The organism is Formosa sp. F44 (genome assembly GCF_056238645.1).
In genome coordinates, this window is the sequence record NZ_JBWDLJ010000004.1 from 298,664 (window position 1) to 324,837 (window position 26,174).

Consider the following 26,174-nt stretch of genomic DNA (forward strand, 5'->3'; position numbering starts at 1 on the left):
AAGGTTAGTTGTCTTATTCAATTAAAAGTGTGAGCATTTGTATAACAACATCACTTATGGCATCTTCAGGTTTCATAATAATATGAACACCTAGGTCGCTTAATGTTTTATAATCTTGATTAGTTAGTGGGGCGCCATCTACCACCAGCAAAATATATTCGCATTTATAATCTGAAAGTGAGGAGATAAGTTCTGAAACTTGATCCATGCTTTCTCGGGTTAATCCTGATAAATGCAGGACATGTACATCGTTCTCCACTGCTTGTTTGGCAATGTCTTTAGCCACTTGAAATGACGGACCAAGATCTACGTCGAAACCTAAATCGGCATACGTTACAGCAATAGTTTTAGTGTCGCGTTCGTGATTGTTTTCTCCGAGTCTAGAAAGCAATAAGCGTGGTCGTCTTCCTTCTTGCTCTGCAAAAGTATTTGCAAGTGCTTTGGCTTTTAAAATAGATGTAATTCCAGTATTTGTCTCATTTTTCATTCCGAAACATAGTTTACAGCCTTACAAATCTCACTAAAAGTAGCCTTAGATTTTACGGCTTTAATAGCTAAAGTTAATCGATTTTCATCATTCTTTTTAAAAGCTTCTGTTAATTTTAGAAGTGTATCTGCAACACTATTTTTATCGCGATGTATTGACGTAGACTTTGTAGATGGTGTTGTTTTTTTGAATGCTGAATGCTCAGTCGCCTTTTTTATTAATTCTGATGTGACGGTGTCCGGAAGTATGTTTGAATTTTGGTAAGTTTCAAAAATAGACCATGCTTTTTCTGCAAGTTCCTGAGTGCGTTTTTCAATATAAAAACTACCCGCCCAAGGATCGACAGTTTTAGTAATTTGAGTTTCTTTTTGTAAAAACAGTTGTATGTTTTTATCTAAACGATCCGATTCTAAAGTGGATGGTACCACAGTTTGTGTTTCTAAACTTTGCGTACCACCAAATACAGAAGTAAGCGCTCCAATAGTTGCTTGAGTCACGGCATTTTCTGAATTTGAATTCGAGTCGCTAACCGGTTTTGCTTTACAATGAATATGTAATGCTAGAGCATTTCCGTTATTTGGCTGGTAAGTTTTTACAACTTTTGCCCATAATAATCGCGCGGCTCGCAGTTTTGAAATGTCACTAAAATGATTCATTCCTACTCCGAAATTAAACGATAGGCGAGAAGCGATGTGGTCTATTTTTAAGCCGGAATCAACTCCGTTTTTCAGGAGGTTATTCGCAGAAATAAGCATAACCGCTAATTCCGTTTCTGGAGAGGCATGTCGCAAGGTATCATTACAAATTGAAATACCATTAAAAAGAGGTGTCTGTGATTTAGTTTCATCTAAAATCTCTGCAATGGAGTTTTTAGAAGAATTTGGTGTGTTAAAAAGGTTTAAACCTTCTAAAGCATCAACTATAAAAGAACCTTTTAAGTCTTTAATATTAAGATTTTGAGCTTCTGCTGTTGCTATATAAAAGGCTAAATAAACCAGTCCTTTAGCATTGTTTTTAATTGAAATAGTAATAGCTTCTAAAGGAATATCTTTAAATACAGATATAAACTGATCGAGCGATTCTACACAAATAGTCTCATCTGGATTGCAATTAAAGTCCAATACAAAGTGACGTTGTCCAGCTTCAAAATTACGTTTATAAAAAGCGTTGTAATCTTCAGCAACATTAAGGTGTGCCGTTTGTTGTATATCCCAAGGCGATCGGATATACATGGTTGAGGAAATTCCTCGTAAGAAAGGTGGAATTCCAGCTCCGAATTCAAAATCAGAGTCAGAATCACCTGAAATTAAAGCATGGTGTTCCGTTTGAAAATTAGCTTCATCACTAGAGTTTTGAGCTTGATTTTCGGCACTATTTAACGAGATATGTTGTAGATCTTTTCTACTCATGTTACAATTTGAATATACTATTTTTCAGTTTTTAATCGGTGTTGTTCTATGGTTTCGGCTAATCGCCTTGGTATAATGGGTTCTATTAGCGTTTTTCTAGGATTTTGTTTTACAAACGGATATAAATCTAATTGATTTTTTATTCGACTTTCAGGATTTATATTAGAATTAGTACCGATTAAAGCTATCTCACCAGTATTAAATTGCTCTTGTTCTTTTTGGGCACTTTCTTTAATTTTTTTCTGAATTAAACCACCTTTTAAAAGTTTTAAAAATCCGCCTTGAGCTTCTAAATCTTTAAACAAGGCTAATGATTTTTCTGCCAATTGATGCGTTAAGGTTTCTATATAATACGAACCATTAACGGGATTATTTATTGGTGTATAATCTGTTTCTTTTTTTAATATTACCAGTTGCTGTCTCGCTTTTTGTTCTCCAGCGGTGTGGTGTTTATGAAAAAGTGAATCGAAAGCCATATTGCAAACACTATCTGCGCCACCTAAAATTGCACTCATAGATTCTGTAGCTGTTCGTAACATATTGGTTTTACAATCGTAAATGGTTTTGTTACGTTTGGATGGACTAGCGATAATGTGGCATTCGGTATTTACGTTATATTCTGATGCTAATGTATACCATAAGACACGTAACGCACGAAGCTTAGCGATTTCGAAAAAATAATTGGAACCTGTAGCTACTTTAAATGTGATTTTAGTTTTAAAAATTTCCGAAAAACGGTTTAAATATTCGTTGGCATGTGACAATCCGTAAGCCAGTTGCTGGGTTATTGTCGCTCCTGCGTTCTGATAAAGCTCTAGATTTACACTTACGCTACCATTTAAATGAGAACTGTTTTTTAGCACGGTTTCCAATGCTCTGTAATCGGAGTTAAGTGTATTGTACCAATTTCCATCTTCAGTGAGATGTCCGATAATATCAAAATTTACATAAAACGAAGCCTTAATTTCAGAGGCCATAGTATCCAGTTTCTCAATAAATTTTGAAGAACAAAATTGTAAATCGAAATAAATAGGTACAAGATGCAAATCTATATTTTGCAATAATTTGCTCAAATCGCAGTGTTCTGTTACGATATTAAATGCTATAGCTTCTGCACCATCTTGTAGTGCTATTTGTGCTAAATTATTAGATTTCTCTTCAGAATTTACATAAATGGATTGAGTAATTTTAAACGTGTTTGAAGTAGATTTAAAGTGGAAGGGAATCGCTTTTAAATCGTCTTTACTATAAAAAGGCTTAACGTTAATGTCTTCGTTTGAATGCCAAATAAGGGTCTTATTGTAGTCGGCACCGTTTAAATCGAATTGAATCTTTTGTTTCCACGCTTTTGCCGATACCGAATTAAATTCTTCAAACAAATTGGTGTTACTCATCAGATTCTATATTTAAACTGTCTTCGTATTCTATAATGTAAATATCCTCTTTTTCGCGTTTTAAATAATAAGTTTCACGTGCGAATTTTTCAAGACCATCTTCAGTATTTAACTTTTTATACGCCTTGCGATCCTTTGTAATTTCATTGATATAATACTCTTTTTGTTTATTTAGATCGTCGATATCGTTATTCAATTCGTTATGGATTAAATACGAATTACTATCGAAGAATAGCATCCAAATAGCAAAGCCAATCCCTGGAATTACAAAGGGATTTTTAAAAGGTTTTATATATTTATTATTGAAAAATTTCAACGTTATAATAGTTTTTCATTAATAATAGTACGCACTATATTTATAGCTACTGTATTAAATTTATTGTTTGGAATTATAATGTCTGCATACTCTTTCATCGGTTCTATAAATTGTTGATGCATGGGTTTTAAAGTGGTAAGATAACGATTAAGAACCTCATCCATATCCCGTCCGCGTTCTGCAATATCACGTTTTAATCTTCTAATTAATCGTTCGTCACTATCGGCATGAACAAATATTTTAATATCGAATAAATCACGAATGTCAGGATGTGTAAATATTAAAATACCTTCCACAATCATCACTTTTCTAGGATGCGTTAAAATAGTATCGCCAGTTCTGTTGTGCTTTACAAAAGAATATACGGGTTGCTCGATAGGCTTTCCTTTCTTAAGTTGTTTTAAGTGTTTGACTAACAAATCAAAATCGATAGATTTTGGGTGGTCAAAATTAATTAATTTACGTTCGTCGTAAGATAGGTGAGAGGTGTCACTATAATAGGAATCTTGAGATATGATACCTACTTCCGCATCCGGAAGTTCATTTAAAATTTGATTTACAACCGTTGTTTTTCCACAACCTGTTCCTCCTGTAAGGCCTATAATGAGCATTGATTTTGTGTTTTATGAATGGACAAATTTAGGGCTAATTCTTCGGAATAATTTTAACTATTCCAAGATTTTCTACACCTACGTAAATATAACCGTCAGGACCTTGAACAATAGAGCGTACACGTCCGATATCTTGGAGTATTTTTTCTTCTTTAACGACTTTATTGCCTTTTAAAATACAGCGATTTAAATATTGGAATTTTAATGAACCAACGAGTACATTGTCTTTCCATCCCTTGTATTTATCGCTAGTCACATAACACATGCCCGAAGGCGCAATAGATGGCGTCCAGTGATGGATAGGCGATTCCATGCCTTCTTTTTCGGTATAATCGGTAATTGAAGTACCCCAATAATTAATTCCGAAGGTAACTAATGGCCAACCATAATTTTTTCCAGCCGAAATAATATTAATTTCATCTCCACCTTTTGGACCATGTTCATGTGCCCAAATTTTATTTGTTGTAGGGTTGATTATCATCCCTTGTGGATTTCTATGGCCGTAAGAATAAATGGCTGTTTTAGCCTTCGGAGAATTTACAAACGGATTATCTTTTGGGATCGATCCGTCATCGTTAAGTCTGTAAATTTTACCACCATCTTTTGTAATGTCTTGAGGATTTTCGTCGCGTTCGCCACGTTCCCCGATACTAAAGAAGAGGTAATTGTTGTTATCAAAAAGAATGCGAGAACCAAAGTGATTACCACTATTAAAGTTTGGCGTTGCTTTATAAAGAAGTTCCTTATTAGTTAGCGTATTGTTACTAATTTTTGCTCGCATAAGTGCTGTATTGGCACCTGAACCTTGACCTTCTGCAGAGGCGTAGGTAAAATAAATCCAACCATTATCGTTATAATTAGGGTGTAATGCAATATCTAACAAGCCACCTTGTCCCAATTGTTCTATTGCAGGTAATCCAGAAATGTTGATTTTCTTACCATCTTTAAAATGAATTAGTGTTCCGGATTTCTCGGTGATTAGCATAGATTGATCTGGAAGAAATACAAATCCCCAAGGATTATTAAGGTCTGAAACTACTGTTTCGAAGGGATAATCGTTTACAGGTAATTTTTTTTCTTGAGCACAGGCCGTAAAATGAAGAAGTAAAACTGTTGATAATAAGTGTTTTATGTAGGTCATGTTATTTTTTTTCAAATTTAGTTACAATTTACTAAAAATAATAGTTGGTTTTTAATAAAAAGGTGTATATTTGCACCTCGATAATTTTTCGGGGTGTAGCGTAGCCCGGTTATCGCGCCACGTTTGGGACGTGGAGGCCGCAGGTTCGAATCCTGCCACCCCGACTAACCTAGTTAAGGTTAAACAAAAACCTTGTAAATCTTAATATTTACAAGGTTTTTTGTTTTTATACACATTTGCTTGCGTTTTTTAACTAAATTTTTGTGGTATATTAATTTACACCATATGCGCTGAATGGCCATGCTACCACAAGGTTTCATGTGTTTAGTCGAGCTATTCTATCCTGAAATAAAAATAGCATTTACTTTTAAAACCATTCATCTACACTTTGTAGCCATTCGTCTACATTAAGCCAAAGCTTACCTAAAAGTCATTTCAGTTTAAAGCAATAGTAATATCTTTATTCCTTAAGAAAAATGGTATGTCAATGAAAACGCTTAAAATATTATTAATAGAGGATGACATGATAGAGGTCATGAAATTAAATAGGGCCATCTCATCCTTGCAATTACCTCATAAAATTATAGAAGCCAATAATGGTGAGGTTGCGTTAAATCTACTCTCCCAAAAAGATAATATACCCGACATCATTTTATTGGATTTAAATATGCCCAAAATAAATGGTATTGAATTTCTAGGTATTCTAAAAAACGATCCCACTTTAAAATATGTTCCCACTATTATCCTAACCACGTCCAGCAATCAGCGCGATTTACTAGAATGCTATGAAATTGGTATTGCAGGTTATGTGCTAAAACCTTTAAAATATGAGGAATATGTTTCAAAAATTGAAAAATTATTAGGATATTGGAGTATTAATGAGTTAAAGAAAATGTAAAATGAAAGGTATTGTGTTTACTGAGTTTTTAGATTTAGTAGAGGATAAATTTGGATTAGAAATGGTCGATAAGATTATAAACGAATCTAATTTAGAATCTAACGGTGTCTACACCTCTGTAGGGACGTATAAGTTTTCAGAAATGCTTCAACTTTTACAGCATTTAAGTGAACATACAAATATTTCTATAGACGACTTATTACTAGTATACGCAGAACATTTTTTCGCTGTATTAGCCACAAGTTATCCAGGATTAATCGATTCTTATAAGGACCCGATAGACATGTTAGCTTCAATAGAAAATCATATTCATATAGAAGTTAGAAAAATATATCCGGATGCAGAATTGCCTGCATTTGAAGTTATTGAAAAAACAGATAATTCGTTAATAATGATTTATAAATCTAGTCGATCTATGCATTATTTCGGATTGGGATTAATGAATAAAACCTTCGAACACTTTAATTCATCGGCCACAATTCAATGTGAAAAAATTAAAGAAGATGGTACCGAAGTTAAGTTTATAATTCAGAAGAACTAATGAGTCAGCAGCAAATCGATATATTAAAACGAGCGCTTGTTCGGGAACGTGCTGCGAGAAAACAAGCTGAAAAAATACTAGAAAATAAAGCGGCCGAACTTTATGAGGTTAATCAAAAACTACAAAAGTCTAATCAGGATTTAGAAGCCTTATTAACCAGAACAGATTCGCAGTTACAAGGTGTTTTCGAAAATATTGTCGACTCTTATGTTATTATTGATTTGGTGGGTAATATTCTAAAAATGAATGAGGCCGCCGAAGAGTTACTGGGGTATTCTTGTACAGATCAAATGTTTAATCTGATTAAATTAGTTCATCCTAGTGAAGTAGAACGCGTGAAAACATCGTTCGAAACCTTATTTAAAGATGGCATCTTAACCGATTTTAATGTCAAAATTATTACCGGAAATAACAGGCATATATTGGTGCATATTAATGCTAGTGTTATTTACGATCAGGGCATTGCCGTGGCTGCACAAGGCATTGTTAGGGATATAACCAAGCAGAAGGCTAGTGAAAACAGACTTAAAGAATCCGAAAATAGATTGGCCACTTTAATTCTTAATTTAGATAGTGGTGTCATACTTGAAGACGAGAACAGACATATTGTATTAACAAACAAAAAGTTTACACAACTATTTAATATTGATGCCTCTCCTACAGATTTAATTGGGATGAATTGCAAAACGGCCGCCGAACATAACAGTGTTTTATTTAAGGATCCGGAAGCTTTTTTGTTGCGCATGCGAGATATAGATAATAAAAAAGAAACTGTTTTAGGGGACGAATTGGAAATGATTGATGGTAAAATTTTAGAACGTAATTACCTGCCAATTGTGCAAGGCGGAAAATCTAAAGGGTATTTGTGGACTTTTAAAGACGTGACTTTAAATAGAACCTATAGGAAAAGTTTAGAAGCCGAAAAACAAAAGTATTCCAATATTATTTCTAATATGAATTTGGGCTTGGTAGAGGTCGATAAACGCGATAGAATTTTGATGGTAAATCAAAGTTTTGTAGACATGACTGGATATAGTAAAGAAGAACTTATTGGAGTTAAAGGGAAAGATTTACTTCCGTTTAAATCGGATATGGAGATTATAAAAAACAAAGTCATCGAGCGCAAGCAAGGTAAAACAGAGTCTTACGAATTACGAATTAAAAATAAAGCTGGCGAGATTAGGTATTGGCTGGTTAGTGCCGCTCCAAACTATAATTTAAAGGGTGAAATAACGGGATCTATTGGCGTTAATTTCGATTTTACAGAAATTAAAAATCTGCAACTTCAAAAAGAACGTTTATTAAAAAAGATAGAAATTAGTAACAACGAATTGCACGAATATGCGCATGTGGTTTCTCACGATTTAAAATCGCCTTTACGTAGCATAAATGCCTTAGTATCTTGGTTAAAATCTGATAACGAAGGAAAGTTAGATGCAGGAAGTCTACAAAATTTTGCACTAATAGAAGATACCCTGGAAAAAATGGAACAACTTATAACAGATGTTTTAGAGTATTCCAGTATTGGATCGGATAAAAATCTTACAACTGATGTCGATTTGGATAAAATGGTTGCAGATGTTATACATATGCTCTATTTACCCGAACATATTAATATTACAGTTTTAAACTCTTTACCAACTGTGGTTGGGAATAAAACCAAATTACAACAACTGTTTCAAAACCTAATTAGTAATGCTATTAAGTTTATCGATAAGGAAACAGGATATATCGAAATTGATTTTGAAGATTTAGATACCCATTATAAATTTTCTATAAAAGACAATGGCGTCGGAATCGATAAAAAGTTCCATCATAAAATATTTAAAATCTTTCATGCTTTAAACAAGAGTAAAGATTCTACAGGAATAGGGTTGTCTATTGTTAAAAAAATTGTCGAGTTACACGAGGGTGAAATTTGGCTAGATAGTGAAACTGCGGTAGGGACTACATTCTTTTTTACATTAAAAAAATAATTATGAAAACTGTTCAGTTAAAGAAGAAAGGGAATGCGTGGGCCTATTTAACGCCTAAACAAGATTTAAAAAATCCGCTGGTATTGGCTTTCGGAAACAGATTTCAATTAGAAGATCCCAATGTTTACAACGACGTAAAAAAACTTTATCCTGACGGACATATTGTTTTCGGATCTACTTGTGGCGATATTGCGGGAGGTATGGTAGACGACGAAAGTATTTCTCTTACAGCATTAGAGTTAGAGAAAAGTAGTTTTCTAATAAAAACAAGTAATGTTTTACATGCCGACTTAGACAGTTATAAAACAGGTAAGGATCTTGTTAAACAGTTTCCGCAAGTGGGTTTAAAGTATATTTATGTAATTTCAGAAGGTAGTTTTATTAATGGAAGTCAGTTAACAAAAGGTATGAATGCGGGCACCGAAGACAATGTTTTAATAACGGGTGGACTTTGTGGTGACGAGGCGAGATTTGAGAAAACTCTTGCAGCATATAACGAGAATCCGAAGTCTGGAGAAATAGTGGCCATAGGTTTTTATGGTGAAACTTTAGAGGTTACTTTCTCTATTCATGGTGGTTGGACTCCTTTCGGACCAGAACGAACGGTTACAAAATCTGAAGGAAATATCTTGTACGAATTAGACAATTTGCCTGCTTTAGATTTGTATAAAAAATATTTGGGTGAGAAATCTAAGGCTTTACCTGGAGCCGCTTTGTTATATCCGCTTAATGTTACCACCGAAAATGAAAATCAATCTATTGTTAGAAGTATTTTAAATATAAATGAAGCAGAAAATGCCATTGTTTTAGCTGGTGATATCACCCAAAATGCTAAAGTGCAATTAATGATGACTAATGTAGACAATATTGCTAATGCTTCAGAACGGGCCGCAAGACAGGCTTTGGAGTTGCGACACAAGAAACCAGAGCTAGCACTTTTAGTGAGTTGTATTGGAAGGAAATTAGTTTTAGATCAGCGTGTAGAAGAAGAAATAGACGAAGTTGTAGCTGTAGTAGGTAACGAAACTACTATTTCGGGATTCTATTCCTATGGTGAAATTGCTCCTTTTCATGGCGAAAATAAATGTCAGTTACACAATCAAACTATGACGATAACGCTAATAAGCGAATAATGAATTCTTTATTAAAACGACAAATACGGAAATATTTAAGCGAGGCACAAGCTTCCGATAAAGAGCTAGAGCCCTTTATCGATGCTGTTAATCGGTCGTACAATAATTTCGATGAGCAATATGTGATGCAACAACGGGCCATGGGACTAAGCTCGGACGAATTGTTTGAAGCTAATAGGCAACTACGTCAGGAGGCTCAAGTTCAACAAGATGTAATCTCTAAGCTAAAACGGGTAATTGAAACTTTAAAATTTTACGAACTTCCAGAGCAAAAAAAAGCAGATAATAAAGAATTAGACGGTATAAAATTGGTTGAATTTATTGATAACCAGACCAAAGAAATTATATTATTGAATAAGCAACGCGAAGCGTTATTTAGTGAACTCGCATATCAAAATCAGGAACTTAGTGATTATGCCCACATGGTTTCTCACGATTTAAAATCGCCTTTGCGCAGTATAGATGCATTAACCGCATGGCTAAAAGAAGACTATGAAACTCTTGTAGATACAAAAGGAAAAGAGAACTTAGATTTAATTAGGAATAATGTTGAAAAAATGGACTTGCTAATTAATGGTATTTTAGAGTATTCAACCATAAGTAAAAATAAAGTAGAATTTTATAAAGTCGATGTCGATAAGCTTTATTACGACATCTTAGATAGTATTGAAATTCCAGACCATATTTCAATTCATAAAAATCAGCACCTACCCACTGTAAAAGGAGATAAATACAGATTACAACAATTGTTTCAAAATTTAATTACCAATGCCATTACGTATAACGATAAAGCGCAGGGAAGTATTGAGGTTGGGTTTGAAGAACAGGATCAGTTTTGGCAATTTTATATAAAAGATAACGGAAAAGGGATAGACAAGGTCTATTTCGAAAAGATTTTTGAAACCTTTAAAAAGCTAGAAAACAGACCAACATCTACAGGCATTGGTTTATCTATTGTTAAAAAAATAGTACTTCTGTTTGAAGGCGAAATTTGGCTAGAATCTACCGTTGGTAAAGGCACGACATTTTATTTTACCTTAAAAAAAGAACCTCATGGAACAGCCTAATTTATCTTACATTAAAAGTATGTCTGGTGGCGATTTAGCCTTCGAACAAAAACTTATAGACATTATTAAATTAGAATTCCCGGAGGAGAAGTCGGTATACTACGCAAATTTAAATGATCAAAATTTTAAACAAGCAGCAGAGAATGTACATAAACTTAAGCATAAAATTAGTATTTTAGGGCTTGAGAAAAGTTATGAGATTGCTGTAGCGTTTGAGGAAAATTTACTACAGGGTAATACAACCCTAAATAATCAATTCGAAACTATTTTAAATATCATAACTAATTACCTACAAAAGTTATAATTGGTATTTATGAATTGTATTATTATTGATGATGAAGGAACGGCTAGAGCTATAATTAGTCAGTTATGCACGAATCTAAGTCATCTTAATGTTTTAGAGGAATTTCCTAATGCGCTTCAAGCCATTAAGTTTTTAAATCAGAACGATGTCGATTTAATATTCTTGGATATTCATATGCCAGATTTTACAGGATTCGATTTTATAGAAACCATTAAAAATCCGCCAAAAATAATACTAACTACTTCCGATGCTAATTTCGCAATTCAGGCTTTTGAGTACGAGTGTATAGTAGATTATTTGGTAAAACCAATTACCCCAGAACGTTTTCAAAAAGCCATAACAAAAGCAGATAGCATGACGAGAACGGCAGTCGAAATTCCAACTTCTGATAAGGACGTAGCCGCTTCTGGACATCATTTATATGTTAACATAGACAGACGTCTAATAAAAATTGATATTCCAAGTATTTATTTAGTTGAAGCCAAAGGTGATTATATTCATGTTAAAACCGAAGATAAAAACTATACGGTGCATTCTACCTTAAAAAAAATGGCCGAAAAATTACCTGAAGATTTGTTCTTAAAAGTACATCGCTCGTTTATAATTAATATCAAGAAAATTATTGATATAGAGGATAATAGCGTGCTTATTAAAAAGGATGTGATTCCTGTAAGCCGATCTAACCGACCAGAACTAATGAAACGTTTAAACCTGTTGTAAGCACTTAACGGGCTTATTATACCATTCGTCTACACTTCGTTTTCATCAAACGAAAATTAAATAATTGGCGAGACTTCGCGTATACCTTTGTGATATAAACCATTATATCATGAATAGACTATTACTTATTTTATTGCTTTTTGGCTTTACTGCATTTGCACAAGATGTGCCGTTTAATTGCGATTATAGTGCCTATTTGTTTCAGTACAATGATGTGTATGCTGTAGATTTAGCATCTGGAAATTCTTATACTGTCGCAACCGATATCACTGAAGGAAATATTAATGCAACCGCATATAACCCTGCAGATGGATTTATTTGGGGATCGTTAACCAGTCCTCAGAAATCTATTGTTCGTATCGGAAAAAACTTCAATACTACGATTTACACGGTTAACGAATTGCCTGAATCTAACCGCTATGTAGGCGATATTAATACAGATGGTATGTATTATCTTAAGGGTGGCGGTAAGACGTTTTATAAAATAGACTTGAATCCCGAATCTGAAAATTACACGAAATACACAGGGACAGATAATTTATCTCTGAATATCAATATTCATGATTGGGCGTTTAATGCTGTCGATGGCTATTTATACGCGGTCGAGAAAAAAACTAATATTTTATATAGAATAGATCCTGAAAATGGTAATGTCTTGCCTTTAGGTGTAATTCCTGTTTTAACGGGCTTAAACTATACGTATGGTGCTGTGTATTTTGATGCTAGCGGACGATTTTATGTGTCGGCCAATCAGACAGGAACCATTTACATGATTCAGAAAGTACAGGACTTAACCGGTGTAAATGCAATGGTATCTAATTTGTTTGCCTTTGGTCCTTCTAGTGCTAGTAACGATGGAGCGCGTTGTCCTACGGCTCCAGTGGCTCAAGAGATTTGTGATAATGGAATTGACGATGATGGCGACGGATTAATAGACTGTGAAGATCCTTCTTGTTCTGGTTATTCTGGATGTCCTGTGTTAGAGCAAAGAACAGCATCTAGCGGGAATGCAGGCGGATTAGAAAGCAATAACAGATTGGCCGAGAAGATTAGTAAACGAAATTTTAATAGAACGAAAAGCAGTTATAAATTTGATAAATCGACAGCTAAATTGGTAACAAAAACATCTCGATATGCTAATATGGCAACGTCTAGAGGCGCTTTACAATTATCAGATTTTGTGCCTTTAGAAGTGATAAACGAAGATGTTGTTATAGAATCTTCACCATCAGATTTAGTAGGGATTACCAATGCAACAAATGTTTATGCCGTAGATTATATTCGAAAAGATGAAGCGGTAGCTTCGGTATTAGTCTTAGAAACCACTAATGGAGTCTACGAGCATACCAAATATATTTGCGACAGATTATTAGGTGCAGAATTATTATCGGTCTCGACTATAGAAATTAAAGAACAACAATTTATAAAAGCTTTAATTCGAAATATTGATGGTTCCCTAGAGTTTGTTTTAAGTTTTTCGGTAAAGACAATTAACAGCGGTAATGCGTTTGGAGTAGAGAACCATTGGAATTTAGATAAATATGAAAGTAACGTTGGGTTCTATAATTTTCAAATTTGGTCTAGTTCTTTAGACGATTTAATAGTACTAGGCGAAGAAACTATCCGCTTAATGGAAGTGGTAAAACCGGTCTCTAGTTACAACAATTCTACACCACCTACAGTATTTGTAAAAAAAGGAACATACCATAATGGTTTGCTAAATCTAGAAATTATTAATACCAATAGAAGTACTAAAGTGGATTTCGATGGCGGTTTAAGAATGACAGAAACCGATATTTTAGATTATGTGTCGACAAGTATAGATTTAAACGGAAATTACATGTCTTCAATTGAAGTAGATGCAGGAAATTTATTCGATATCGGATTTAGAATAGGAGATGGTATTGAAACGCCAGACGATTTATTTATGTCTGATGGGCCTTGGGGTTACGATGATGATGCGCCAACCACAACAGTTACGCATTATGCTGTAGAAGCGAATCACGATGTGTTTGAAAGTGATGAATATCCCATAGAACGTAATATTAGTTTGGAAGCGACTACAAGCGAATATATCGCGGCTTATAGAGCACTAACACCAAAATTTAATCCGATAGATCTAACAGCTTACAATAGCTTAAAATTTAAAGCCAAGGGAACCGGAACGCTAATTGTACGATTGGTGAAAGAAAGTGTAGAAAATTGGGAAACTCAGTACAAAACAAGCGTGTCTTTATCAGATAACTTAAACGATTTTAGTTTGCCTTTTTCAGATTTCGAATCGATTAACGGGACACCTTTAAAGGTTACAGATATTACATCCTTAGTGTTTACTATGTTAGCCGAAAATGGAACTGAAGAAACAAAAGTAATGGATTTACAGCAGCTACGTTTCTCTACCAGTGAAACCTTATCTGTAGGGAATGTTAACCAAGAAGAGTTATTAAATCCTGTAGCTGTGCCAAATCCTATGCAAACAAGAACGAGTATACACTTTACAGCTCAACAATCTGAAAGCGTAACCTTGGCCGTGTACAATCAGTTGGGAGCGCTAGTAAGAGAAATTCCATTCCAGGCTAAAACAGGTAAGAACGAAATTCTATTAAGCAGATCTAATTTAGCCTCAGGCTTATATTTCTGTCAAGTGAGAAGTAAATTCACTGAATACAAAACCACAAAACTACTCGTGAATTAATTAATAGCAGATTATTCTAGTGGTAAGGCAAAAGACTTCGGTTTTTTGCCTTTTTTGTTTTTAAAGATTGATTCGTTTCTTAATGTGAATCTAATGTATTGTAAACCAATGGGTAATCGCCATGATTTGGGAGTAAATCAGGATATTTAGAAGTTATACATCCATATGTTTAGATCTTACCAATTATAATAGGTTAATTACAGAAGTAAACTCCTCCTTTTATAAGTAGAGAAGAGCAACGGTAGCCTTAAAGGCACTTGATGGGCATTATAAATAGAGTAGAAGCAAGGGAATAGGGAAACTCATTCAGTTAATAATACACTTGAAAGTGGTGGGGTAAGATGTAATGCGTTAAGTTGTTGTAACGTATCTGGTTTCTCGTTTGATTATTGTGTTACTGTGTGGACCAAGGCTGTGCTTAAAGTGTGGTTGATACTCAAACAAGTGTTATGAGGTAATCGTGTTTGGTATGAACAGACTATTAGAGCAGATTTTATTAGTAAAATAACTGTGATTTACGTTTATAATTTGGAGTGCTACAGCACTGTTTTTGTAATTTGTTGAAATAGAATTCTAAATGTGGGGATTATTCCTAAAACTTCAAATACTATAAATAGAATGGATAAAGGTTTCTAATAAATGAAACGAGTTCCAGACTCAAGAAAAAGAGTGCGTATTAGTAGAGATTTGGGATTGCTATATTCCAGAATGGAAAAAAAGCTACATGTAAAATAATATGTAGCTTTTATGTTGAATAGGTCCGCTTAAAGTATTTTTGGAATATTTAATGCGTCAAATTATATTGTGATGGGTTTAAGTATGTACTAAGAGCAACCCAATACATTATTTTCTAAATATAGGTTTGTTGAACAAATACCATTTAAAACGAAGTCCGATTTCGCTATAATTAAAACCAGCTGCCGTTGCCGAAGCAATATTACTCTGAGTGCCATAAAGATTTAACATGGCACGTTCGGTAAATTTATAACCTAGTTTTCCCTGTATACGATATGTCATTTGGCTACTATCATCTTCAATGTATTGAAAACCTGTAGCAGCAGTAAGCTCGTAAAACCATGATTTCAGCTTAGTCGTTTCTTCGTTTTTAATCACGTTCGCAAAGATTTCGAAAGCATTAAAGGATTCTGGACTAAAATAAATGTCTGGCACTTGATTTTTAAAGGTGATGTATTGGTAGTTTAATCCGACTTTTAAAGCGGGTTTATTAAAAAGATTGTAGTACAAAGACGTGAACAATAAGTTTCTAGCGTTATCGTCGCTTTGCCACGTGTAAAAATATTGTGTAAACAATCCCAGTTTAAAATTAGTACTTAGGTTATAATTGGTATAGGCGTGATTCATAACAATTTCACGATCTAATAATTCTGCGTTAAAATTTTGTATCTCTCTCTTGTAGCCAATATCCAAAACTTGTAGTTTGTAAGGTTTTATATTTAAAGATACGTCGGTAACAAAATGGGTGTAGTCATTAGTGCTGGCTTTGGCAGCAGTGATACCTCCAACACCTTTAAAGGTTATGTTGGGTAAAATTTGGTAGCTTAATCCTAAAGAAAAATTGTTAGATTGTGCTTCGTTATCCGTAACCTTATTACTGGTAGAACGGTATGCGTAACTCGCTAACCATTTTAATTTAGTTGAGGTTGGAATCTCTATACCTGTTTGTATGGCATAAGCTTTATTGTCTCCATTATCGAAAGAATAGTATGATTTAGTCTCCCAAGATGGTGTAAAACGGGTATTTAAAGTTTTAATAAACTGACTCGCATCTTTCTGGTTGGTGTAAAAAGACAATGTGTTTTCTGCCGAAATATATGCGTCATCATAATACCCTAAAGCCTTTAAAGCATTAGCTTTTCCCAAGTTTCCGTCGAATGATGTACTATCGTTTTCTAAAATACGGTTGTAATCTGCAACACTTTCTTTAAAATCACTTTTATAAATGTTTAAAGTCGCTCTTAAGGCTAGAACCCAATTTTCGTTAGGATGAGTTTCTATTAAACTGGAAATTTGAGTGTTGGCTTCGGCATATTTTCTATTCCAGATTAAGGCTTGAATATAGCGTTCTGTTGTTGCTTGTTTTATTTTAGCATGGCTATCTATATTTAATTTAGAGACTGCCAGTTCGCTAAATTCTAAGGCTTCGGGATCATTTTCGTTTAAATGTGCTACTAAAGCCAACCCGTTTAGACCGGTTATATTGTATTCCGGATTTGCTTCCAAGGTTTGGTATACGGTAGTAGCATCATTCAATCTGTTTGCAATAAGGTATAAGTTAGCCAAATTGATTTGCGTGTCTCCATCGTCTTTAAATATGGAAAGGTTTTCTAATAGTAAACGTTCGGCTTCATCGTAATTCTGTGCTTGCTGTTGTTGGTAGGCATACCCCAAATACATATACTTTTTAGATGTTAGTGCATTCGGATTTCCTGGTGAAACAGCTAAAGCCTTGTCTACATAGATTAATGCGTCTTCGTACATTTTTAAATTAGATAAGGTGTTGGCATAACTTAATAGCGCAGGAAAACTTTTAGGATCTTCTTGTATTAAAACATTGAAATACGTTTTAGCTTTTTCAAATTTACTATTCCATAATAAAGACTCCCCGTAGTTAAGTTTAACTTCAAAATCGTTAGGGAAATCATTTAAAAGATTCTCAAATAATACTTCTGCTTGTTCCGGGCTGTTGTGTAATCCTACTGCTCGGCCATAACACAACCGCGCTGTTTTGTTATTAGGATAATCTTCTAACACCGTTTTAAAGAAAGACTCGGCGGCTTGGTATTGTCCAGTTTCTAAATAGGTAAAGCCTTCTTGCATATTTTGAGAGAATCCCAAAAGACTAAAAAAAGCTAGACATAACGGTAAATAATATTTGAGTTTCATGTCGTGATTTTTGATACTGCAAGTTAAGCATAGAGGTTGCTTTATTCATCTACAGCAATTGTCCACTCATCGAAATTGATCTGCCATTGAGTGATTATAGAAAGATATTTGTAGCAGAAATTAAATTAATAATGAATTAGTTAACTCCAAATTTGTAACAAACCATGCAGGTCATTTCAATTTTAAAGAACAAAAAAATAGAACCCAAACAAGTGTTTATGCTTAGTGTTTTAGCTGTGAATGGTGGTAACTATTTCTATAATCTTATTCTTGGTCGGTTGTTAGGTCCAGCACAATTTGCAGATGCCGCAGTGCTAATTACTTTATTGTTGGTATTGTCTTTTGTGGCGATGACATTTCAGTTAGTTACAGCCAAATTTTCGGTAGAATTAGAAGCAGCGGTGTTTAGTTGCTTTATTGCAAGTATTTATAAAAATGCGGTTTGGGTAGGTGTAGCTTTAGGAGCGCTTACTGTTGTTTTTTCTAAACAACTGCAACAAGTGTTTCATACCACATCGTCCAGTATGTTTGTGGTTTTTGGCTTAGGTGTTCCCTTGTATTTTATCATGAGCGTAAATAGAGGTGTTTTTCAGGGTAAGCAAAATTTTAAAGCATTGTCTATAACTTATCAAGGAGAAATGTTAAGCAGACTGCTAATTACATTAGGACTTATTTTTCTATTCAATTTACAATCTTCTGTAACCATCGCTATCGGTATTTTTGTTTCATTTATTATAGGGTTATTTCCTCTTAAAACTAAACATATATCCTTTAAAAAGACGTTTGTGAACAATACACATAGTAAACAAATAAAGCACTTTTTTATCTTAACAGCATTTTACGAACTCACTCAAATTATTATAAATAATAGCGATATTTTATTAGTAAAACATTATTTCGAATCGTACGAAGCAGGTCTATATGCCTCACTAGCATTAATTGGTCGTATCGTGTATTTTGTCGCTTGGATGTTTGTTATGCTATTATTGCCAACGGTTGTACAGTTAAAAAAAGAAGGTAAAGAAACAGCTCCTATTTTATTTAAATATGTGAGCTACATTGCGGTAATAGCTTTTAGTATTGTGAGCGTAACCGCTTTATTTCCAGAAACAGCAATTACACTATTGTTCGGGAAAAGTTATATGTCGGTAGCGCCATTATTGTGGAAATATGCCTTAGCTACGGGTTTGTTTGCGGTGTCTAATATTTTCGCCTATTACTATTTGTCTTTAGCACAGTATATCCCTGTAATAATTTCTGGTCTATTCGGACTTCTTCAAATGTGTTTAGTGGTTTGGTTTCATGAAAGCTTAGAGCAGGTGGTGCATATGCAAATTGTAGCTATGGCCTTATTATTAAGCATTCAACTGGGATGGTTTGTGCTGGATTACAAGGTTTTAAGTCGTAAAAGGCTTAATCTATAGCAAGTTACCATTCGTCTACAGTAAATTACCCTCCATCAGTAAATAGACAATTTATATACAGATTAAACTCAAATTTGTACTACAATTAAAATTAACTCATCAAATGAAATTAGCAATAGTAACTGCGTATCCCCCAAGTAAAGTAACCTTAAATGAATATGCTTTTCATTTAGTAAAACAATTTAGACAAAAACAAATGGTTACTGAGCTGATATTGTTAACGGATAAAACTGAAGGTGAAAAGGATTTAGAATTTACCGAAGAAGGTTGTAAGATCACTGTTAAATCATGTTGGGAGTTTAATAGTTATACCAACCTAATTACGGTTACTAAAGCTATTAATGCAACGCAGCCAGATGGAGTATTGTTTAATTTACAGTTTATGAAGTTTGGCGACAAGAAAATTCCGGCTGCCTTAGGACTTATGCTACCTTTAGTTTGTAAGTTAAAAAAGATTCCTAGTATAGTACTGCTTCATAATATATTAGAAGAAGTAGATTTGGGACGAGCAGGTTTTACATCAAATAAAATCATGCAAAAAATGTATGGTGCGATAGGGACTAGGTTAACTAAATTAATTCTACAAGCCGATATGGTTGCTGTAACCATGCAAAAATATGTTGATATCTTAGAAGTTAAATACTTATCTACAAATATTAAATTAATACCACACGGTACTTTCGAAACCCCTGAAGCCCCTAATTATAGTCTGCCGGAAGGTCCTATGCAAATAATGACCTTTGGAAAATTTGGAACCTATAAGAAAGTAGAAGGGATGATTGAAGCTGTAGAATTGGTAAGAGAAAGAACCAATTTAGATTTAGAAGTTGTTATTGCAGGAACAGATAATCCCAATGTTCCTGGTTACTTAGACCAAGTAAAAGAGGCTTATAAACACCTGTCTAATGTGAGATTTACGGGTTATGTTGAAGAAGACGAAGTTGCAAAATTATTTAATGAAAGTGCCGTTGTAGTCTTTCCCTATACAGCAACAACGGGAAGCTCTGGAGTTCTGCATCAAGCAGGAAGTTATGGAAAGGCTGTGGTTATGCCAGATTTAGGTGACTTAGCGCTATTGGTTCAAGATGAAGGATATGAAGGTGAGTTTTTTGATCCGACTAGTGTAGAAAGTTTAGCAAATGCAATTGAAGTTATAGTAACCAATAGCAGTTATAGAATCGGGTTGGGAGAAATGAATTACAAGGCGGCAACGGCACATCCTATGTCTAAGATTGCAGAGATGTATTTAGATACCTTTAAAACTATAATTGAAAAAAAGTATGTAGTAAAAAATAAAGAAAAAGAAAACATTATGGTTTAGCCATGTGTTTAAAAGCAGGTTTGCGGTCCCCATTCTGCCTAATAAACCCAAAATGTTCCTGAATATTTTTTCTCCAAGGAAGTCGTCCAACGACTTCCTTTGGTATTTCTGTAAAGTCGTAAAGCGTCCAAGAAATAAACTCTAAGTCGTTTTTAGCAATAATATCTTGAATCTTTTTATGGTAATTTGCTTGATCTTCTTCCGAAGATCCGAAAGGTTTCCAAATCCCATTATAAGAGGATATACCATATTCTTGTAATACCAATTTCTTATTAGGAATTTTTTTCTTTAATGTTTTTATAGCTTGATCTAATGCATCTAAATCTTCGTAATAATGAAACGATACGAGATCTACTTTATCTTTTAAAATTGAAGCGCTCGCTACATTAGACCAACCAATAGTTACAGGGTGTATGGTGTCTGTAGACTTTACTACATGGATCATGGCATCTAACCAAGCTACCACATTAGATTTTCCTCTCGATTCAAAATCCAGATTAGGTTCGTTTTTAATATCCCAAGCAACAATGGCATTGTGATTTTTAAAGGTATTCACTATAATGCTGGCGTGCCTTTGGTTTAATGACCAATCTAATACGGAATAGTCGCCATAAAAATCAAATAAAGTGAGCACTACTTTTAAATGTGCTGTCTCGGCAAGATCTAGCGTCTGTTTTAATTTTTCTAGTTTTTCAGGTTTTACCTCTGCTTTACCAAAATCTGCATATTGCACAAATAGTCTTACGGTATTTAAACCGGCCTGTTTTATAATTTTAAAATCATTTGCAATTATCTCTCTAGAAAATTCGTCGCCAAACATATTCCATGGCGTGTCTTTGGGATAATAATTAATGCCTTTAATACTCAGATTTTTTGTTTCAACTTTGGATGTTTCTGCTTTAAAAGTAGCTTGATTTTCCTTAACCAAATGGCGAATTCGCCAAAAGCCATCTTCTAATAAAAATACAATTTTATAGGTAGCCGTTTCAGTGGTTTCTAAAACAAGTTTAAAGTCTTTAAAAACGCGTTTATATTCTACGACATCTCTATCTGTTATTACTGCCAATTGGCCGTCTTCACTAAAAAAGTCTAAGGTTGGATTATGGCTTAATGTGGTGGCTTCAATCGTAACGTTTTCGGCTTTATTTAACGCTATAAAATCGTATAGATGCGTTCTAGCACTGTCTGTATAATAATCTTTTATACCGGCTGTTTTATTGGTTTTATAAGCAATGTGTTTAACGTACCAAGCATCTAAATAATCGTATTGTAAGGCTGTTAGATTTTGGTTATCCATGTGTCGGCCTTCGTTTTGTATCGGTGTCCAAGTAAGTTTTGGCGTGTATTGTGCTACCTTTTGTATTTCGGTATGTAGCATGCTACTTCTGTCGGCACCAGTATTTAGATAACTAAAAAGGGCGCTTATGCCAGAAAGTATTAAGGCAGTAATCATAATATAGGAGAGGATTATAATGGATCGGAGAATGTTTTTATTAAGACCTACCATAGTTTTTTATCATTAAATGTTTTGCCTATTCCAGCGGTTTCAATACGGAAGGTATAGGTTTGGTCGGCATAGATTGCAGGCTTTAAATGAAAGTTAACATAGCCATTAAAAGATGTTTTAGTTACGCGGTGCACAAGCGTATTGTCTTTATAAATTAAAAGATCTACCTGTAAACCGTCGGGAATCATTTGTTGCATAAAGCTCTGTAATGGACCAACTACAATATCGCGATTATGATTTGAAAAAGTAACTTCGAAATCTTCGATGACAGGCTTGTAGTCTAATGTAAGCAACTGACTTTCGGACATGCCATCTACAGTAGCCCTAATCTGCCATTGATCTTGAAAATCTGGATGAATCATCTTAGCAAGTGCTATCCCTGAAATGGTAGTCCCTATTGTTTTAAGAATATTTCCTGCGCTGTTGGTAATAAAAAAGGTAACATAAGTCCCATCGCTAACCACATTGCCGTACTTGTCTTTTAGTATCGAGGTGCTAAAGGTTGTAATCTGATTGCCATCGGCATAGGCATGGGGGCGCGTGGCAGAAATGGTGAATGCTGTGGGAATGGCTGCCCAGACATTTAGGGTAAATTCTTTACTGTTTACACCTAAACTTTCTGAAGCCACTAGTAAGCGTCCGCTTTCTTTTTTAGAATATATGTTTTTATATGCAATTATGTTTTTTGTAAAAATAGGCTCTTGCACTTCTGTATCTAAAAACTGATATTTTGTGTTTACTAACGTGTTTTCTGGTACTGGATTGTCTAACGAGTCCGTTGGAATAATTACTAGCATAGCGTAATCTGTGCCACCAGCTTCTATACTTGGCGGTCCGATATAAGTTTCCATCTTGGCGACTTCCGCCTTAGGAGTTATATTGAAATGCCCAGAAATGGAATGTGTACCGTCTACTAATGTCCAGTTTACAACTCCAATTTTATTGCATATGTTTTCTGGAATTTTATATTGAAGTGTATTGTTGCTATATGTAGAAGACACTAAAGTTGATCCAAAACTGCTTGTACAATAAAGTAATGGTTTTTTTTCTGCCGAAGCTGTGAATTCTAAAATCACGGGTGTGCCAACTTCATACTCGGTTGTTGCTGTTATTTTATCTATTGCAGTATCTGTGGCATGTTCTTGTGCTACAGCGAACGATGATAATAAAATCAGTCCTAAAAAGAATATGTATGTTCGTTTCAAAAGCATTAATTTGGGTTGCCTAGATAGGTGTTTAATTCTATTTTAATATAATTAAAATCTGGATGATTAATAGGTTGTAAATGTTCGTTATTATGATTATTAATTCTTTCAGAAACAATTTTAGAAGCTATATCTGCATTGGGTAAACCATTTACAAAAATATTAGACATATCTGTATTTATAATTTCTGAGGATCCCGCTTTTAATAACTGATATTCAAAATCTTGTTTTCGCTGTTGCCTAATACCTGCTTTTAAAAATAGATGATCTACCCAAACCATAGTCTTATTCGCGTCGTAATACGTGATTAATAGTTGAGGTATTGTTATTTCTTGAGCGCCACTGTTAAACAAATTACCATGTATGGTTTCTTTATTAATAGTTAGCGCGCTTAGTACACCTTTTTTATACAAATCGGATCCGGTGACATTTCCTGCGACTTGCAAGTTAAATTTAGTAGGTTGCTCATCAAAAACTACAGGTGTAAATTCATCGGGATTAAAAGTTTCGGGAATAGAATCTTGAGTTTTAGACCAAGCAATGCCTTCAAAATTAATCCGGAAACTACTCGATTCTTTAGGCATTAATTTATGTTTAACGTGGTACTTGGCATTGTATGTGGCCAGTTGTGTATTTGCGTTATTGTATAGCGTTCCTTTTAAAACCACATCTGCAGGAACATTATCTATATTTTGTATTTCACCAATAATAGCATAACTCCCGTTGTGATGTACCAATTTTGCCGAAACGACTTCTAAAACGGGTTGTTTTAATATATCTTCATGATGGGTTTGCTCTGTGGTAATACGGCGCCGTCCCTGATTGAAATAGGTTATAGCGCGATCTGAATACAATTGATCTGGTGGCAGATCGTGATTTAAATCGTCTGCCTGAATGTACCATTTGCCTTTATGTTTGGATAAGGACTTATAATCTACTTTTTCAATTTTTTCGAGAGGTGTTATCCATTGCGTAATCACTTTCGCAGATACGGTACTATCGTTTAGCGTGGTAATTTCAGCTGTAATGGCATCCATTTTCGCATAACTACTAAGCAAGCCGTCGGTAACCGATATTTCCAACATATATTGTGCAATTGGCATGTCATTTTCGGGATCGATTAGACTGTGCGCTTTTTCAAAATTTTTAAAATCGAGGGCATCATAATATGCGATAATGGCATGTTCAGGACTGCGTTGCGTATCATTTTTTAAATAAAACATATAAATACCGTAACAAACCATAACTGCGAGTAATAGGGACCACACATGGGTAATACGTAATACTGTCCTGTTAAAATTTGTATAGGCAACTGGATATTTTAAAAAATCGGGTAAAGGTTTAAAGCGCGTTTTTAACATGTTTACCCAGAACATCTGTATGTTTAACACAAAGGCTACCAAAACGGTTAAAAAAGGAACAATGCCCCAGTGAATTTTTAACCATTTCGCGACATCTTCCTTGGGTAAAATAGAGGATACCGGCGGAATGTTTAAACGCTCCCAAACCATAATTCCATTTTCTAACTGCCGTAAACGTTGCCATCCGCAGAAATATAAAATAGGATCGTAAAACTTATCGTTAGAAAAAATATATTTGAGATTGTATTTTTCTGGGGTAGTTAAAAATTGCTGTAAGGAACCGATCCCGGCAACGCCTTTAAATTTGGAATTTTCTAAACGTTCTATTGGGCGTGTGGTTAATTCTGGAAGACGTCGGGCCGAATGGTAATTGCCATCGACGGTCATGGCATTGGTTTGAGCACTTAACCAAGCCATTTGGTCGCCAAAACCAAGCGTTAAAAAACGCCATTTATCGTGATCGTCTTGGTTTAAGAAATTCACAATAGGAAGCATTTTTATTTTCTGTGGTTGCGAAGGTCTGAAATAGTTTAAGCTCATAGTAAAAATCACCATAAATACCATAAGACCAGCAAGTATTCCACCAATAATTCTGTGGTAAACGGCTCCAAATTTTGATTGGATTAGCGTTTTTAAATCACCTTCAACAAAACGATAGGCAAATTCACCCATTATCGGGATAGATAATATGGAAGCCCAAAGCGTAAACCTATCTAAAGTTAAAATATTAAAGGCTGTCTCGCCTAACATTTTTAACGGAATAGATGTAGTTCCACCTGTACCTAATATGGTGCAAATGGTAACCGACAAGCCAAAAAACAAATAGCGCTTGCTATAATATCTGTAAAATATATAAGGCAATATTACTAGTAAAATACCCCAAGGAATTAAAAAGAAAACCAATCCAGACGATGTCACTTCTAGAAAATTGTCTCGCGATCCGTGCGGAATAGGTACCTGCGTTATGGGGTTTGCTTTCGAGTTTAACCAATACGGCAGTATACATCCTATAATTACCACAAGCGAAAATAGCCCAAAACTTAAAATGCGTTTAAACAGCTTGAAAAAACTGTTTAAAAACAATTTAAACGTCACTTTTTTCATACTGTCAACCTGCTCGCGAGAGACGTCCATAATAACCATACCTATTAATGGGAATATAAAAAATATCATTCCAAAAATAGGGGTGACATGGTGTGAGGTTACAGTGACCGCAATTAAAGATAGCGAGGTGGCCAAGTACCAGCGTTTACCTGTTTTTAGCCACAGGTAAATTTCTGGTAAGGCATGCATTAATACAGAGACACCAATAATACTGGGTAATTGGCCAAATATATGAAGGGTTTCTATAAAGGAAGATGAAAATACGGCTAAAATAGTGGCATAACCAGCTACTGTTTTGTTGGCAGTCATCATTAAGGAAAAACGATAAACTCCCGTAATAAATAAGACAATGGCTATTAGTGCCACGCTAAACATTCCAAACTTTAAGCCTCCAATCAAAGATAATAACGCTATAGATTGATGTACTAAAGGCGGATAGCTTTGTACGGTAAATCCGGTATACCATTTATAATTCCAAGGTTCAAACCAACTTTGTGCATAATGATCTGCAAAAAACAGATGTATTAAAGCATCGTATGTGGTTTCCAAAGTAAAAAATATGGCACTACCATGAAATGCAAGTCCTAATAGGATTGCGACGATTAAGTATTTGTTTGAGGTTTCTTTCATTGAATTATCAGTTCTGTAAAGATAAA

20 protein-coding genes and 1 tRNA gene are annotated in these 26,174 nt (G+C 34.5%); 11 read left to right on the plus strand and 10 right to left on the minus strand.

The genetic code is table 11. From position 1 onward, the window contains the following. Window positions 1-13: 13 nt before the first annotated feature. The 6 genes from AC0UBM_RS14100 to AC0UBM_RS14125 are packed head-to-tail and all read right to left on the minus strand — an operon-like array spanning window position 14 to window position 5,358. Entirely contained in the window at window positions 14-487 is a 474-nt protein-coding gene (locus AC0UBM_RS14100; RefSeq protein ID WP_475689024.1) for a hypothetical protein, read from the minus strand. Continuing rightward, the gene (locus AC0UBM_RS14105; RefSeq protein WP_475689025.1) at window positions 484-1,896 is read right to left on the minus strand and encodes a methylmalonyl-CoA mutase family protein; all 1,413 of its coding nucleotides are present in this window, start codon (window positions 1,894-1,896) and stop codon (window positions 484-486) included. The genes AC0UBM_RS14100 and AC0UBM_RS14105 overlap by 4 nt, the downstream gene beginning before the upstream one ends. A gap of 17 nt (window positions 1,897-1,913) precedes the next feature. Continuing rightward, window positions 1,914-3,290 carry a methylmalonyl-CoA mutase subunit beta gene (locus AC0UBM_RS14110; RefSeq protein WP_475689026.1) on the minus strand — a complete coding sequence of 459 codons (1,377 nt, stop codon included), beginning with the start codon at window positions 3,288-3,290 and terminating at the stop codon, window positions 1,914-1,916. Then, the gene (locus AC0UBM_RS14115; RefSeq protein WP_382381957.1) at window positions 3,283-3,606 is read right to left on the minus strand and encodes an FtsB family cell division protein; all 324 of its coding nucleotides are present in this window, start codon (window positions 3,604-3,606) and stop codon (window positions 3,283-3,285) included. Before AC0UBM_RS14115 ends, AC0UBM_RS14110 begins: the two co-directional genes overlap by 8 nt. A 2-nt stretch (window positions 3,607-3,608) precedes the next feature. Further along, complete coding sequence (gene udk, locus AC0UBM_RS14120; RefSeq protein ID WP_414037086.1) at window positions 3,609-4,217, minus strand: uridine kinase; 609 nt, start codon at window positions 4,215-4,217, stop codon at window positions 3,609-3,611. 34 nt (window positions 4,218-4,251) lie between these two features. After that, window positions 4,252-5,358, minus strand: coding sequence for a PQQ-dependent sugar dehydrogenase (locus tag AC0UBM_RS14125; RefSeq protein WP_475689027.1), 1,107 nt, complete (start codon window positions 5,356-5,358; stop codon window positions 4,252-4,254). An 89-nt stretch (window positions 5,359-5,447) separates the two neighbouring features. Between AC0UBM_RS14125 and AC0UBM_RS14130 the strand changes: the two genes are divergently transcribed. The 9 genes from AC0UBM_RS14130 to AC0UBM_RS14170 all read left to right on the plus strand — a co-directional run bounded on the left by AC0UBM_RS14130 (window position 5,448) and on the right by AC0UBM_RS14170 (window position 14,692). After that, a tRNA-Pro gene (locus AC0UBM_RS14130) sits at window positions 5,448-5,522 on the plus strand. A gap of 323 nt (window positions 5,523-5,845) precedes the next feature. Further along, the gene (locus AC0UBM_RS14135) at window positions 5,846-6,256 is read left to right on the plus strand and encodes a response regulator (protein WP_414037034.1); all 411 of its coding nucleotides are present in this window, start codon (window positions 5,846-5,848) and stop codon (window positions 6,254-6,256) included. Between the two features lies 1 nt (window position 6,257). Beyond that, complete coding sequence (locus AC0UBM_RS14140) at window positions 6,258-6,797, plus strand: heme NO-binding domain-containing protein (protein WP_475689028.1); 540 nt, start codon at window positions 6,258-6,260, stop codon at window positions 6,795-6,797. Next, a complete protein-coding gene (locus AC0UBM_RS14145) occupies window positions 6,797-8,773 on the plus strand; it encodes a PAS domain S-box protein (RefSeq protein ID WP_475689029.1) in 1,977 nt (658 codons plus the stop codon). Before AC0UBM_RS14140 ends, AC0UBM_RS14145 begins: the two co-directional genes overlap by 1 nt. Window positions 8,774-8,775: 2 nt before the next feature. Beyond that, window positions 8,776-9,906 carry an FIST signal transduction protein gene (locus AC0UBM_RS14150; RefSeq protein ID WP_475689030.1) on the plus strand — a complete coding sequence of 377 codons (1,131 nt, stop codon included), beginning with the start codon at window positions 8,776-8,778 and terminating at the stop codon, window positions 9,904-9,906. Beyond that, window positions 9,906-10,973, plus strand: coding sequence for a sensor histidine kinase (locus AC0UBM_RS14155; protein ID WP_475689031.1), 1,068 nt, complete (start codon window positions 9,906-9,908; stop codon window positions 10,971-10,973). Before AC0UBM_RS14150 ends, AC0UBM_RS14155 begins: the two co-directional genes overlap by 1 nt. After that, window positions 10,960-11,277 carry an Hpt domain-containing protein gene (locus tag AC0UBM_RS14160; RefSeq protein WP_475689032.1) on the plus strand — a complete coding sequence of 106 codons (318 nt, stop codon included), beginning with the start codon at window positions 10,960-10,962 and terminating at the stop codon, window positions 11,275-11,277. Before AC0UBM_RS14155 ends, AC0UBM_RS14160 begins: the two co-directional genes overlap by 14 nt. Before the next feature lie 9 nt (window positions 11,278-11,286). Continuing rightward, the gene (locus AC0UBM_RS14165) at window positions 11,287-11,997 is read left to right on the plus strand and encodes a LytR/AlgR family response regulator transcription factor (RefSeq protein ID WP_475689033.1); all 711 of its coding nucleotides are present in this window, start codon (window positions 11,287-11,289) and stop codon (window positions 11,995-11,997) included. A gap of 109 nt (window positions 11,998-12,106) precedes the next feature. Then, window positions 12,107-14,692, plus strand: a complete 2,586-nt coding sequence (locus AC0UBM_RS14170) for a DUF6923 family protein (RefSeq protein WP_475689034.1) — start codon at window positions 12,107-12,109, stop codon at window positions 14,690-14,692. Between the two features lie 843 nt (window positions 14,693-15,535). Here the strand turns inward: AC0UBM_RS14170 and AC0UBM_RS14175 are convergent. Next, on the minus strand, window positions 15,536-17,596 hold the full coding sequence (locus AC0UBM_RS14175) for a tetratricopeptide repeat protein (RefSeq protein ID WP_475689035.1): 2,061 nt from the start codon (window positions 17,594-17,596) through the stop codon (window positions 15,536-15,538). A 164-nt stretch (window positions 17,597-17,760) separates the two neighbouring features. Here AC0UBM_RS14175 and AC0UBM_RS14180 point away from each other — a divergent pair, with 164 nt between their 5' ends. Further along, window positions 17,761-19,020, plus strand: coding sequence for an oligosaccharide flippase family protein (locus tag AC0UBM_RS14180; RefSeq protein WP_475689036.1), 1,260 nt, complete (start codon window positions 17,761-17,763; stop codon window positions 19,018-19,020). Between the two features lie 103 nt (window positions 19,021-19,123). Then, window positions 19,124-20,341: a glycosyltransferase gene (locus AC0UBM_RS14185; protein ID WP_475689037.1), complete on the plus strand. Its 1,218-nt coding sequence runs from the start codon at window positions 19,124-19,126 to the stop codon at window positions 20,339-20,341. Here the strand turns inward: AC0UBM_RS14185 and AC0UBM_RS14190 are convergent. Genes AC0UBM_RS14190 through AC0UBM_RS14200 form a run of 3 tightly spaced genes read right to left on the minus strand, consistent with a single transcriptional unit; the run spans window position 20,331 to window position 26,148 of the window. Beyond that, the gene (locus AC0UBM_RS14190) at window positions 20,331-21,848 is read right to left on the minus strand and encodes a glycoside hydrolase family 2 TIM barrel-domain containing protein (RefSeq protein ID WP_475689038.1); all 1,518 of its coding nucleotides are present in this window, start codon (window positions 21,846-21,848) and stop codon (window positions 20,331-20,333) included. The two genes, AC0UBM_RS14185 and AC0UBM_RS14190, sit on opposite strands and share 11 nt — an antisense overlap. Continuing rightward, window positions 21,842-23,059: a hypothetical protein gene (locus AC0UBM_RS14195; protein ID WP_475689039.1), complete on the minus strand. Its 1,218-nt coding sequence runs from the start codon at window positions 23,057-23,059 to the stop codon at window positions 21,842-21,844. The genes AC0UBM_RS14190 and AC0UBM_RS14195 overlap by 7 nt, the downstream gene beginning before the upstream one ends. Continuing rightward, entirely contained in the window at window positions 23,059-26,148 is a 3,090-nt protein-coding gene (locus tag AC0UBM_RS14200) for a hypothetical protein (RefSeq protein ID WP_475689040.1), read from the minus strand. The genes AC0UBM_RS14195 and AC0UBM_RS14200 overlap by 1 nt, the downstream gene beginning before the upstream one ends. Between the last annotated feature and the right edge of the window lie 26 nt (window positions 26,149-26,174).